The following is a 12,536-nucleotide window of genomic DNA, read 5'->3' as shown; positions in this document are numbered from 1 at the left end:
CCGGCTCCGGCGGTCGGGCTGTTCGTGCGGCACCGGTGTGCGTATCGGGCCTGACGCGGGTACTCACAGTCCGCTCGCCTTCTTCCGCAGCACCAGCGCGATGAGCACGGGGGCGCCGACGAACGCGGTGACGATGCCGACGGGGATCTCGTTGGGGCGCATCACGATCCGGCCGAGGATGTCGGCGGCCAGCAGCAGGATCGGGGCCAGCAGGACGCTGTAGGCGAAGATCCAGCGCTGGTGCGGGCCGACGATCCAGCGAGCCACGTGCGGCACCATGAGACCGACGAAGGCGATGGGTCCGGCGATCGCGGTCGCTCCGCCGGCGAGCAGGGTGAGCGCGATGATCGCCAGGACGCGGGTGCGGGTCAGCCGGACGCCTTGGGTGGCCGCCAGCTCGTCGCCAAGGGCCATGGCGTTGAGTGGACCTGACACCGCGAAGGCCAGGATGAGTGCCACCGCGAAGAACGGCAGGATCTGCCACACCAGCTCGAGTGGCCTGCCCGCGATCGAACCGGCGTTCCAGGACCGCATCGCGTCGAAGGCCTCCGGGTTGATCAGTTGCAGCGCGTCCCCCGCACCCCTGAGCACCGCGCCGACGCAGACCCCGGCGAGCACCATCAGCACCGGCGAGGAGCCCTGCCGGGTCGACCCGAGGGCGAGCACCATCAGCGTGACGATCAACGCCCCCGCGACGGCGAACCACATATAGCCGCTGATGTCGCGGACGCCGAGCACGCCAACCGCGACCGTCACCGCGAAGGACGCACCCGCGTCGAGGCCGAGCAGGCCCGGATCGGCCAGCGGGTTGCGGGTGAGCGCCTGGATCAACGCCCCGGTGAGCCCGAGCGCCATTCCCACGACCAGACCGACGACGGCACGCGGCAGCCGGTAGTCGCGGATCGCGAACTGATCGATGTCAGCGGATGGCTGGAACAGGGCATCCCACACCACCGATGGCGCGATCGCCGTCGACCCGATCAGCACGCTCGCCACCAGCAGGACCAGCAGCACCACGAGCGCGCCGACCAGGCCGGCCAGGCGGCGCTGCCGCGGTCCCGGCACCCGCGCGGTGCCCGGGGCAGCGGGTGGCGGAGCGAGGGCGGTCATTTCTTGGCGGGCAGGGTGGACAGCGCTCGGTCGAGCGAGTCCAGGTACTGCAGGACGGGCCGGTAGGAGTTGTTGCCGGGGCAGAAGAGTCCGAGCGCGCGGCCCGAGTTCACGGCAGGCAGCGCCTTCCAGGTGTTGGTCTCGACCACGGGCGCGAACGCCGGTTTCGGGCGGCCCTCGGCGTCAACGGGGTAGGTGATCACGTCGTACTTGGCCAGTCCCGCGATCTGCTCGAACGGCAGGGACGTCCAGCCAAGGGGGTCTTTGCCGTCGGCCGCCTTGGGGAAGTTCATGCCGAGGTCGTCCTGGGCGATCTCGACACAACCGAAGTCCGCGATGGAGAACGTGCCGGGATCGGAACTCTCCCAGCGGTCGACGTTGACGAACGAGGTGCCGTCGATGGTCTTGCGGTAGGTCTCCTTGATCTTGGCGATCTTCTTCTCGAACTCCGCCTTCTGCACGCTGAACCCATCCGTGAGGTTGCCTGCCTCCGCGACTCCGCCGGCGAGGGCCTTCCACTCGGTGTCGAGCCCCCAGAACAGCGTCGAGGCGATCGGTTTCAGCTGATTCTCGATCTTCTTGAACTCGCTCTCGGGCAGCTGGGCCAGGATGAGGTCCGGCTTCAGGTTGGCGAGCTTCTCCAGGTCGACCTGGTCACCGCTGGAGCCGAGGCTCGTGGCCGCCTTGAACGTGGCTTTCTGCTTTTCCGGAATGAGGGCGAGTTCGGAGGCGGTCACCTCGGTGACGCCCACCGGCAGGCCACCCATGTCGATGAACGGAAGAGTCGTGTTGCCGATCGTGACGACCCGCTGTGGTTTGGCGGGCACGCTGACACTGCCGTTGTCGGCCTTGACGGTGCGCATCTCCACGGCCGGGTTGGTGGCGTCACCGCCGTTGCCGCCGCAGGCGGAGAGGACGAGCGTGGCACTCAGCAAGGCGGCCAGGGCCGCGCCCCGTCGTCCCAGGGGTGTCATGGTCATGATTGTGCTCTTTCTCTTCTTTTTCGCTGTGCGAAAGGTCAGTGGGTCTCGGCCGGTACCAGGTCGCGGATCGTGGTGCCCCAGCCGACGGTGTGCCGCGCGTGGCAGCGGAGTCCGGCTCGGGCGATGACGGCGTCGAGTTCGCCGTCGGTGCGCAGTCCGGAGCCGTGCACGGTGAGGGCGAGCAGGTCGGCTCCGCCGTCGTGCTCGCCGAGGGTCTCCTCGATCAGCAGCACCCGGCCACCGGGCAGGAGCTGCTCGGCTGCCCGGCGCAGGGCGTGGGCGGCATCGGCATCGGCCAGGGCCTTGAAGGCGCGGATGATGAACACGGCGTCCGCCGGTGGGCTTGGTTCGAAGACGGACTGCTCGACCACCGTCACCCGCGCGCGCTGCGCCCCGTCGGGAATGGTGGCCGGCAGGTCCCGGCGCAGCCAGTCCGCCTGGGCGGGCAGCGCGCAGATCGTCACGCGCAGATCGGGGTGGGCGGCGACGAACTCGCGGGCCTGCGCACCGGCCCCGCCGGAGTGCAGCACCAGGTGCTCGACGCCGGTGAGGACGTCCGAGGTGGCGATGGGTCCGGCCAGCGCGGGCTGGAACTTCGCCAGGCGCTCCAGGTAGCGGTCCTCGTAGTCCTGCTCGGCGCGTGCCTCGGCGTAGGTCTGGCCGGTGACCGAGGCGTAGGACGCCCGGCCGGTGCGGATCGACTCGGTGAGCCCGTGGATGCCGAGCATCTCGCGGCCGATCACCCCGGCCGGGTGCAGGGTGTCGACCATGAAGTCGTTGGTCAGCACCTCGCCCACCGGGGCGAGTACGTAGTGGCCCGGCTCGGTCTCGGTCAGCACGTCCAGGGTGCGCAGGTAGCGCAGGAGCTTGCGCAGCGCCCGCTCGTCCGCGCCCGCCTTGACGGCCAGGTCCGCGACGCTGGTGACGCCGCGGGAGATCAGGTCGGGGACGCCCAGCTCGACGGCGGTGCGGATCGCGGTCGGCGCCATCAGCTCGGTCAGCTCGGTCAGCCGCTCGAACGGGGTCTTCGTCTGCTCCGGGTCGGGTACCGCCGCGTCGGTCTCCAGGGCGACGACCTCGCCGCGTCGCCAGTACCCGGCGAAGTCGATGTCCTCCTTCGGCACGCCCCGGTCCTCGACCAGGTGGCGCCGCAGGTCACGTACTGACGTGTGCTCCCCGGCGAGCCACGCGAACGGTTGCCCCTCCCACCAGCCGCCGTTCTTGACCGCGTCCAGGAGAAGGGTGCTCGTACCCGCCTCGGCACCGCCGCGCACCAGCCAGGTCACCTCGACGTGCGGCAGCTCGCGCAGTGCCAGCCGGTGCGAGTCCTCGGCGACCTCGATGAACACCCGTGCCCGGGTGTCCGCCGGCAGCTCGTCCAGCAGCCGGGCGATGGCGGGAACGGCGGTGTCGTCCCCGGCCGCCAGGAGCCAGTCCGCCTCGCCGGGGAGCGCGCGCGACTTGCCTGGGCCGTAGAGGTGGACGCGGTCGCCTGGTCGCGCGCGGTAGGCCCAGGTGGTGCCAACGCCGATGCCGTGCTTGACGAAGTCCACGTCCAGCTCGCCGGCCTCGGCGTTCCAGCGGCGGACGGTGTAGACCTTCGACAGGGGCCGGGGGTTCCTCGGCAGGTCCACGCCCCGCTCCTGCTGCACCGGCAGCACCGGCTCGGCGTGGCCGGGGGCGCGGAAGACCAGCCGGATGTCGTCGTCGAAACCGAGCGAGTCGAATGCGGGCTGCGGGAAACCGTTGGCCGAGGTGAACGCGCGCAGCTGCGCTCCGCCCAGCGTGATCCGCCGCATCCCCGGCGTCAGGTCCGCCACCCGAAGGACCTCGACTTCGCGCAGGGTCACTGGGCGCACGGTGAGCCGGCGTGAGGTCTTCGGCATGAAGGCAGTCCTTCCTGGTCCTTCGACGGGGAGTTCGAGCCACGCGCGCCGGAGCGGCGGAGCAGCGGCCCGGCTAGGTTAGGCAATCCTTACCTTAAATTGTGTGCGCAGACTGCCGTATTGTTTATGGGTGTGGCGCGCTCATCGCTGTTCCCCGCCGACGCGAGCGAGGCCCCGCCGATTCCGGCGGCACGGTCGGACTCGACCGGGCATCCCCGCCGCCCGCTGCTGATCTGGGTCCGCACCGGCACAGCGCACGTGCGCGTCGACGGTGACGTGGTGTTCCACCTCACCGCCGGGCACGGCGCCTGGATTCCCGCGGCCGGGTGGAACCACCGCGCGATCAACACCGAGCCAGGCACGGTCGCCTTCCCCCTGTGGCTGCACCCTGGTGCCGATGGGCCACCGGAAGCGACCCGGTTCCAGGTCCCGGACGGTTGGCAGGACTGGCTGATCCAGCACTTCAACCTGCAGGTGACCCCGTTGATCGGGCACGGGTACCTCCAGGACGCGATCATCGATCTCCTCGGCCGCCACCGGGTGCGCCCGCAGGCGCCCGCGCCAGGCGAGCACGCGAGCCTCTCGGCACCGTGCACACCGCCGGAGATGCCGAGAGCCGCCGGCGCCAGGGCGGTGGCCGAGGAGTTGATCCGCGACCCGGCGATCGACCTCACCGTCGAGCAGTGGGCGGCCAGGGCGCTCGCCAGCCCGCGGACCCTGCGCCGCGACTTCCTCGCCGGCACCGGGCTCACCTTCGAGCAGTGGCGACTGCGCAACCGGCTGATCGCGGCCGTCGAGTTCCTGGCCGCGGGGTTCGACGTCGACCAGGTCGCCGCACGGGCAGGCTTCGCCAGTCGCAACGGCTTCACCCGCGCGTTCAAGCGGCAGTACGGACCGACGCCGCACGAGTTCAGCAGGAAGCTCGCCGCCAGTTCCACGCAGGTCGACCTGACACCGCGCGCCACCTTGGCCCGGCAGACCGATCAGCTCATGGACATGGTGCGCGGCGACGGTTCCCTCGCCACCGCCTCCGAACTGCTCCCCGCCGCCCGCACCCCCCGGCACGCCAACGACATGCACGTGCTGAGCTGGATCTACCGCGGCAGCGGATACCTCGACATCGGCGAGAACCGTTACGAACGGCACCGCGGCGTCGCGACCTGGATCCCCGCGGGCCGCAAGCACATCACCGGCCTCCGCGAGAACTCCATCTCACTGCCCCTCGGCAGCGCGACCACCGCCGACCTGCAACTGACCGAGCCGCTGCAGGTGCGGTTCGCACCCGCCTGGGACGACTACCTGATGCACTGCTCCATCAGCGCCCGATCCGGACTGCACCCCGACGACTACAACCCCCGGCACATCCTCGACCTGTTCGCCGAACACCTCGCCGCGCAACGAGCGCTGTCGGTGCCGATGCCCACCGATCCGCGTGCGCGCGCGGCCGCGATGGATTACCTGCGCCACCTCGACATCTCCCGCGAATCGGCCGTGTTCGACGTCCCCGCCGAGGTCCACCGGGCCTTCCGCGGCGAGACCGGCATGACCTTCGCTCGCTGGCGCTACGCCGCCCGCATGCGCGTCGCCCGCGATCTGCTCGCCGGCGGCGCCAAGCCCAGCGCGGTCGCCCGCCGCATCGGCTACGCCCACCTGCCGGCCTTCAGCACCGCCTTCACCCGCCTGCACGGTCTATCCCCACGCGAGTTCCAGGAACGCGAGCGAGCTTCCCCCTGAAGCCGGCCAGCACCATTTTACTCTTGACAGATTCGAGCCAAAACCGCAGCTCACGGCCCCACCGAGCAGGGATCACGAAATAAGCGCCCTTGAGCCGACCGCTTTCCGATCCTATAGTTCGAATTGTCACCCCAACGAATTCCCCGTGATTGCCCCCTGAACAATCATCTCGTTGTGGGCGCGACTCCGACAATCCCTGCATCGGATAGGAGTTCTTCAATGCGCGCGAAAAGGTTCCTGGTCGCTTTGTGCGGCGTGATCGCGGCCGGTGTCAGCAGCGTTCCCCTGGCCTCGGCCAGCCCGGCCGGCGACGTCCAGCCCCTCATCATCAACGGGAAGTACGCCGCCAGCGGACCGTGGGCGGTGGCCCTCATGGTCAACGGTCAGCAGGACTGCTCCGGCACCATCATCAACTCCCGGTACGTGCTCACCGCCAAGCACTGCGCGAAATCGGGCGTCAGCTTCCTGATCGGGAACGTCGACCGCACGGCCGGCCAGTCCCGCAAGCCGGTGCGGGCGATCTCGCACCCGTCGGCCGACATCCTGCTCTACGAGCTGAACTCGCCGGTGAGCACCACGTACGCGAGCCTGACCGGCAGCCAGCCCGCGGTCGGCAGCACCGAGGAGGTCTACGGCTTCGGCCGGACCGAGTCCGCCCGCGACTCGCGCTACCTGAAGGTGGCCGCCATGCGGATCACCAAGGTGTCCGGCTCCTTCATCGACGCCACCGCGGGCAACGGCTACACCGGGCCCGGCGACTCCGGTGGCGCGGTGTTCCAGAACGGCAGGCTGATCGGGGTGCACTCCTACGGCGACACCTCGGCAGGCACCTCGGGGCACGTCAACATCAGCACCTACCGCCAGTGGGTGCTGAGCAACAGCGGCAGCCAGGGCCTGCCCGCGGCCTGACCCCAGGACGGGCTGCCCGCGCCACCGGGCGGGCGGCCCGTTCACCACTCCCAGTGCACCGAGTAGCGGCCGGGCTTGGCGTTGGAGACCGCCAGCCGGACGCAGTGCGCGCTGTCGACGGGGAGTTCGCCGCCGCGCTCGGCCGCCTCGTCGCCGTAGAAAGTCCAGCCGCAGCGCGCGGGCACCGCCTCCGGGTGGAAGCTGACCTCGGCGAAGTACTCGCGCACCGGGAAGCGCAGTTTCCGCTCGCTGCGGACCGAACGCCCGGACGCGGACCTGTTCAGCACCTCGTACTCCACCAGGATCACCTCCCCTCGGGCCAGTTCGCGGTCGAACTCCAGCGAGGCGACCAGATACCCCTGCCGCGGCAGGTACTCCACCGTGCCCACCGAGCAGTGCCGCAGCGGCCGGACCAGCAGGCTGCTGTGCTCCGGCTGGTCCGAGGCGTAGGCGATCGGGAGGGTGGACACGCCGGAGCGGGTGGCCCGCAGCACCAGGCGCACCAGCATGGACCGCTCGGAGCCGTCCGGTCCCAGCGTCACCAGGTCCTGCTGGCTCAGCCGCACCAGGAACTCGTCCTCGGCGTCCACATCGCGCAGCAGCGCGGGAATGGCCGGATCGGCCGGCCACATCGCCTCCACCGGCACCCGGCGCTGGCCGTTCGGCCCTGGGCCCCGGTAGCGGGGCTGGCCAAGGGCCGAGGACAGGGTGCCTGCCGGCACGGCCAGGATCCCCTCCAGCGCGGCCAGGGCGGCCAGTGACTCCCGGCGTTCCGGCCTGCGCTGCCCGCTCTGCCACAGGCTGAGGGTGGCCATGCTCAACGGGTGGCCCTGCTGCGCCAGCCGGTACCGGATGCGCTCAAGGCCCAGCCCGCTGCGCCGCACGGCCGCACGCAGCACCTGGTGGAATGCCCGGTCCTCCGCCGGTTCCCCGTTCGCCACGCCGCACCTCCGCCGCCGGATCGGCGTGGGATTCTAGCTCCTGCCCGGCAGCGTCAGTTCGGAAAGTATCCCTACGAAGGTCTGTTCAGCTTGACCGATCCCGCGGCTACCGTTGAGGGCGTGGACGGCTGCCTTCCCACTGCCGTTGGCCGGCCACGATCCCGTCGCCATGACTCTGTTCTCACCGCCCTGGAACAGGAAGAGGATCGGCATGTCCAACGGCAGGCGTGCCCGGGTTACGCAGGTGCTTGCGTTGCTTGTGGCGTTGGTGGCTCTTGTGTTGGTTCCCACGCAAGGGGGTAGTGCGGCGCCGGCCGCGCCTCGGTACAAGGTGTTGGGGTTGTACCAGGGGACCTGGGATGCGGCTCATATCGCGTTTGTCAAGGAGGCCAATCCTTGGTTTTCGCGGATGGCCACGCAGCACAACTTCTCGTATACCGCGAGTACTGACTGGAATATCTTGGCCAATGACGGCGCGTTGAACCAGTACCAGGTTGTGCTTTTCCTGGATGCCTTGCCAGGGTCGGCGGCTCAGCGTAGTGGGTTCCAGCGGTATGTCGAGCGGGGTGGCGGCTGGCTGGGGTTCCATGTGGCCGCTTACAACGACAACCCTGGCGGCTGGAACTGGTACCACAACACGCTGCTGGGGACCGGGCGGTTCAAGAACAACACCTGGGGGCCGACCACGGCCAAGTTGAAGGTGGAGAATCGGTCGCATCCGGCCACTGCCGGGCTGCCTTCGGTGTTCACCTCGGCGGTGAGTGAATGGTACAGCTGGACGAATGACCTCCGGCAGAATCCGAACATCCAGATTCTGGCTTCGGTTGATCCGTCCAGCTTCCCGTTGGGGACCGATCCGAACCAGACCTGGCGGTCGGGGTACTACCCGATTATCTGGACCAACAAGAACTATCGGGTGCTGTACGCCAACTTCGGGCACAACGCGATGGACTACCCCAATAACCGGCCGTTGTCCTCGACATTCGCCAGTGAGACCCAGAACAAGTTCATCATCGACGGGCTCAACTGGCTGGGGAGCCGCTGATCCAGGACTCCGGGCGCATTCCGAGCAGGACCGCGTCCGGGGTCCGGGTGTTGTCGACGAAGCGGGCCGCCGCATCCGCCGGTAGGTAGCGGGTGGTCAGGCGGACCAGGTCGGCGCGGGCCGGATCCGGTTGCCAGGTTGTCACGGGGCCTTCGACGGTGACGTAGCCGTAGGGCGGTTCCGGGTGTTGCACAGCCAGGGTGAAGCGGCCGGCTTTGCGGATCAGGAGTGCTTTGCGGGAGCTGGACCGGGTCCAGACCAGTACCTCGCCGTCCCGGAAGTCATACCAGACCGGGACGGCGAGGGGACCGCGGTTTTCCCTGGTCACGGCAAGAATGGCGACTCGGGGAGCGGCCAGGAACTCGATGCGGTCCTGGACGGGCATGGGCACGGGGCTCTCCTCGTCGGGGGGTGGTGGCGGGGTGCGCGGCTCCCGTGGGGTGGGAGAGCCGAATTACCCGATCGTGTCAGGCGGGGACTTGGTTTGGGAGGGCTCCTTATATATCCCGATATGCCTGCAACTTCCGGTCAGTCGGCGGGATAAATCTGTGGGTGGTTGACGGGGTCACGCGGTTCACTTGTCCGGACATGAATGAGAAGCAGATGGTTCGGGTGTCCAAGCGACTGTCGCGGCACCTGCGGCACGCGCCAGGGGAGATCGGGCTGGAGTTGGCCGACGGGGGCTGGGTTTCCGTCGAGGAGTTGCTCACCGCGCTGGCCCGGCACGGGTTCCGGGTCAGCCGGGATGAGCTGGACGAAGTTGTCGCGCGGAATGACAAGCGGCGGTTTGCCTTTGACGACACCGGGATGTTGATCCGGGCCAGTCAGGGGCATTCGGTGGCGGTCGAGCTGGCGCTGCCGGTGGCGGTTCCGCCACCGCTGCTCTTCCACGGGACCGTGGCGGCCGCGTTGTCGGCCATTCGGCGGGAGGGGTTGCGGCCGATGCGACGGCATCACGTGCACCTGTCCGCCACCGAGGAGACCGCGGTGCGGGTGGGGGCGCGGCGGGGCAAGCCCGTGGTGTTGCGGGTGGACGCGGCCCGGATGGTGGCCGATGGGCGGGTGTTCTACGTCAGCGCGAATGGGGTGTGGCTGACGGATGGGGTGCCGCCGGAGTACCTGGGGTGGGCGGCTCTGGGTTAGCGGCGGGTGTTCTGGGTGACCTCTTCGACCAGTCGCGGCCAGATCGGGCGGGGTAGGTCGTGGCGCAGGTCGGGGATGAGGGTGAGGGTGGCGCCGGGGATGGCGGCGGCGGTGGCCTTTCCGCCGCTGACGTCGATCAGGGGGTCGTCGACGCCGTGGATCACCAGGGTGGGGATGTCGATGCCGGCCAGGGCTTCGGTCCGGGGTGGGGCGGACCAGATCGCGGCCAGCTGGCGGGCGCCGTCGGCTGGGCGGTAGGCGCGGTCGTAGGCGGCGGCGGACACGGCTCGCATGTCCGCCTCGGTCACGCCGAGGCGGGTGGAGGAGATCGCCAGGCCGGCCTGGGCGCCGTGTTCGATGATGTCCGCGCGGGTGCTGGGGCTGGGGCGTTGCAGGAACGCGGCCGTGTCCGGGTGGCTCTGGCCCACGGTGCGGTCGCCGGTGCTGGACATGATCGAGCACAGGCTGAGCGCGCGGCCGGGGTGGTTGATCGCGATCAGCTGGGCGATCATGCCGCCCATCGAGGCGCCGAGCAGGTGCGCGGCGTTGATGCCAAGGTGATCCAGCAGGCCGACCGCGTCGGTCGCCATCTCGTCGAGGGAGTACGGGACGGTGCGGTGGTCGCCGGCCACGATCGCCGGGAAGTCCGGGGCGGGTGAATCGGGGACTCCGCTGGACAGGCCGACGTCACGGTTGTCGAAGCGGATGACGAAGAAGCCCTGTGCCGCGAGCAGTTCGACCAGCCGGTCGTCCCAGGCGGTCAGCTGGGCCAGCTGGCCCGCGATCAGCAGCAGGGCCGGATCGGTCGCGGCGCCGTGGGTCTCGTAGGCCAGCTCGATGCCGGTGGGCAGGATTGCGCGGGGCATGGGACCGATGCTGCCAGCGCGGTGGTCAGCCAGGCCGCTCGTGCACCGGGATCTCGCTCAGGGCTGAATCCGTTGCCCAGTTGGCCAGGAAGCGCAGGGCCTCGGCGGAGCGGGAGCCGGGTTCGGCGGTGTAGACGATGAGTTTCTGGTCCGTGCTGTCCCGCAGGTCCAGTGCCTGGTAGTGCAGCGTCAGCGGGCCGGCGATCGGGTGCTCCAGGGTCTTGCGGCCGTGCATCTGCGCGCGCACCCGGTGATCTGCCCACCAGCGGCGGAAATCCGGGTCCTTCAGCGACAGTTCGCCGACCAGTGCGGCCAGTTTGGCGTCGTCGGGGTACCGGGAGGCGTCTTCGCGCAGGTAGGCCACGCAGTCGCGGACGACCTCGTCCCAGTTCCGCAGCCGAGGGCGGATCTCCGGGTCCAGGAAGGTCAGCCGGAGCAGGTTGCGCTGGGCCGGTGGCAGCCGGGCGAAGTCGAGGTAGAGCGCGGCGGCCAGGGCGTTCCAGGCCAGCACCTCCATCCGCCTGCCCAGTACCAGGGCGGGCAGGCCCTGCATGCTGTCGAGGATCTGCTGGGTCTGCGGGCGGACCGACGCGGTGGCGGCGCGGATTCCGGGCGCGTGCACCCCTTCGGCGATGCGCAGCAGGTAGGCGTGCTCGTCAGGGCGCAGGTCCAGTGCCCTGGCCAGGGCGTCCAGCACGGCGCGGGAGACGTTGCGGGTGCGGCCCTGTTCCAGCCGGACCAGGTAGTCCACGCTCACGCCCGCGAGCTGGGCCAGTTCCTCGCGGCGCAGGCCGGGCACCCGGCGCAGGCGGCCGTCCTCGGGCAGACCGCGCGCCACCGGGTCCACCCGCGAACGGCAGGCGCGCAGGTATTCGCCGAGTGCGGCGCCTGCGGAGGGAGTGCGGTCCATGGGCCCATTGTGACCGTCGGCGGGGGCCGGTGCCTGGTACTGCCAGTCCCAGGGACGGGGAGTCCCAGGGACGAACAGTCCCTGGATAGGCCCTGGCGAAGTGGGCAGAGTCGTTGGCAGCAGAGCACAACGACCTTGGGAGCACAGCAATGACCACGTGGTTCATCACCGGCGCGTCGCGGGGCTTCGGCCTGGAAATCGCCCGGCAGGCGCTGGAACGCGGTGACTCGGTGATCGCCACCGCCCGCGACACGGCGGCCGTCGCCGCGGCACTGCCCGGCTTTGGCGAGCGACTGCTGCCGGTGCGGCTGGACGTCACCGACGAGGCAGCGGCCGGGCAGGCCGTGGCGGCCGGACTGGCCCGGTTCGGCCGGATCGACGTGCTGGTCAACAACGCCGGGCGCGGACTGCTCGGCACGGTGGAGGAGGTGACCGACGCCGAGGTGCGGGCGGTCTTCGACACCAACGTTTTCGGGCTGCTGGCGGTCACCCGCGCGCTGCTGCCGGTGTTCCGGGCCCAGCGCGCGGGCAAGATCCTCAACATCAGCTCGCTCGGCGGGGTGGTGAGCTGGGCGGGCTGGGGCGCCTACTGCGCGACCAAGTTCGCCGTGGAGGCATTCTCCGAGGCACTGCGGCTGGAGCTGGCATCGCTGGGCGTGCAGGTCACCTCGGTGCAGCCGGGGCCGTTCCGCACCGATTTCCTGGACTCCAGCTCACTGGTCCGCTCGGCCACCGTGATCGAGGACTACGCGGCATCCGGCGGGGTCATGCGGGACTGGGCCGACACCAGCAACCACGCCCAGGAGGGCGACCCGGTGAAGGCGGTGGAGGTCATCCTGGCCGTCACCGACCGGGAGGTGCTGCCCGCCCGGCTGCCGCTGGGCAGCACCTGCGTCTCCGATATCGAGACGCACCTGGCCGAGGTCACGCAGGAGCTGGCAGACCTGCGTGACCTGGCCCTGTCCACGGATTTCGCCGGGGCGGGCGCCCCGCTGCCCCGCTAGGCGCC

General features: G+C 70.0%; 12 protein-coding genes. 5 read left to right on the top strand and 7 right to left on the bottom strand.

The window, feature by feature from the left end; genetic code table 11:
• Positions 1–63: 63 nt before the first annotated feature.
• From HNR67_RS10620 to HNR67_RS10610, 3 genes are read right to left on the bottom strand one after another with little or no spacing between them, the layout of a single operon-like run.
• On the bottom strand, positions 64–1,110 hold the full coding sequence (locus HNR67_RS10620) for a FecCD family ABC transporter permease (protein WP_185001879.1): 1,047 nt from the start codon (positions 1,108–1,110) through the stop codon (positions 64–66).
• Positions 1,107–2,090 carry an ABC transporter substrate-binding protein gene (locus HNR67_RS10615; RefSeq protein ID WP_185001878.1) on the bottom strand — a complete coding sequence of 328 codons (984 nt, stop codon included), beginning with the start codon at positions 2,088–2,090 and terminating at the stop codon, positions 1,107–1,109. The genes HNR67_RS10620 and HNR67_RS10615 overlap by 4 nt, the downstream gene beginning before the upstream one ends.
• Before the next feature lie 38 nt (positions 2,091–2,128).
• A complete protein-coding gene (locus HNR67_RS10610) occupies positions 2,129–3,979 on the bottom strand; it encodes a siderophore-interacting protein (protein WP_185001877.1) in 1,851 nt (616 codons plus the stop codon).
• A 132-nt stretch (positions 3,980–4,111) separates the two neighbouring features.
• On the opposite strand from HNR67_RS10610, the gene HNR67_RS10605 reads away from it, so the two are divergent.
• Positions 4,112–5,713 carry a helix-turn-helix transcriptional regulator gene (locus HNR67_RS10605; protein WP_221489836.1) on the top strand — a complete coding sequence of 534 codons (1,602 nt, stop codon included), beginning with the start codon at positions 4,112–4,114 and terminating at the stop codon, positions 5,711–5,713.
• Positions 5,714–5,932: 219 nt separating this feature from the next.
• Entirely contained in the window at positions 5,933–6,622 is a 690-nt protein-coding gene (locus tag HNR67_RS10600) for a S1 family peptidase (RefSeq protein ID WP_185001875.1), read from the top strand.
• Between the two features lie 41 nt (positions 6,623–6,663).
• Here the strand turns inward: HNR67_RS10600 and HNR67_RS10595 are convergent, their stop codons facing one another.
• Entirely contained in the window at positions 6,664–7,563 is a 900-nt protein-coding gene (locus HNR67_RS10595; protein WP_185001874.1) for an XRE family transcriptional regulator, read from the bottom strand.
• A gap of 211 nt (positions 7,564–7,774) precedes the next feature.
• Here HNR67_RS10595 and HNR67_RS10590 point away from each other — a divergent pair, with 211 nt between their 5' ends.
• The gene (locus HNR67_RS10590) at positions 7,775–8,608 is read left to right on the top strand and encodes a ThuA domain-containing protein (RefSeq protein ID WP_185001873.1); all 834 of its coding nucleotides are present in this window, start codon (positions 7,775–7,777) and stop codon (positions 8,606–8,608) included.
• Here the strand turns inward: HNR67_RS10590 and HNR67_RS10585 are convergent.
• Complete coding sequence (locus tag HNR67_RS10585; RefSeq protein ID WP_246493064.1) at positions 8,586–8,993, bottom strand: pyridoxamine 5'-phosphate oxidase family protein; 408 nt, start codon at positions 8,991–8,993, stop codon at positions 8,586–8,588. The two genes, HNR67_RS10590 and HNR67_RS10585, sit on opposite strands and share 23 nt — an antisense overlap.
• 203 nt (positions 8,994–9,196) lie before the next feature.
• Between HNR67_RS10585 and HNR67_RS10580 the strand changes: the two genes are divergently transcribed.
• Entirely contained in the window at positions 9,197–9,751 is a 555-nt protein-coding gene (locus tag HNR67_RS10580; protein ID WP_185001871.1) for an RNA 2'-phosphotransferase, read from the top strand.
• Here HNR67_RS10580 and HNR67_RS10575 read toward each other — a convergent pair.
• Together HNR67_RS10575 and HNR67_RS10570 are read right to left on the bottom strand one after the other, a co-directional pair.
• Positions 9,748–10,617 carry an alpha/beta fold hydrolase gene (locus HNR67_RS10575; protein ID WP_185001870.1) on the bottom strand — a complete coding sequence of 290 codons (870 nt, stop codon included), beginning with the start codon at positions 10,615–10,617 and terminating at the stop codon, positions 9,748–9,750. The two genes, HNR67_RS10580 and HNR67_RS10575, sit on opposite strands and share 4 nt — an antisense overlap.
• Positions 10,618–10,642: 25 nt before the next feature.
• Complete coding sequence (locus HNR67_RS10570; protein ID WP_185001869.1) at positions 10,643–11,527, bottom strand: helix-turn-helix domain-containing protein; 885 nt, start codon at positions 11,525–11,527, stop codon at positions 10,643–10,645.
• Between the two features lie 149 nt (positions 11,528–11,676).
• Between HNR67_RS10570 and HNR67_RS10565 the strand changes: the two genes are divergently transcribed.
• Positions 11,677–12,531: an oxidoreductase gene (locus HNR67_RS10565; RefSeq protein WP_185001868.1), complete on the top strand. Its 855-nt coding sequence runs from the start codon at positions 11,677–11,679 to the stop codon at positions 12,529–12,531.
• Positions 12,532–12,536: the final 5 nt, after the last annotated feature.

The sequence above is a fragment of the Crossiella cryophila genome (assembly GCF_014204915.1).
In the GTDB taxonomy this organism is placed as follows: Bacteria; Actinomycetota; Actinomycetes; order Mycobacteriales; family Pseudonocardiaceae; genus Crossiella; species Crossiella cryophila.
This window is presented reverse-complemented; position numbering and strand designations above follow the sequence as displayed.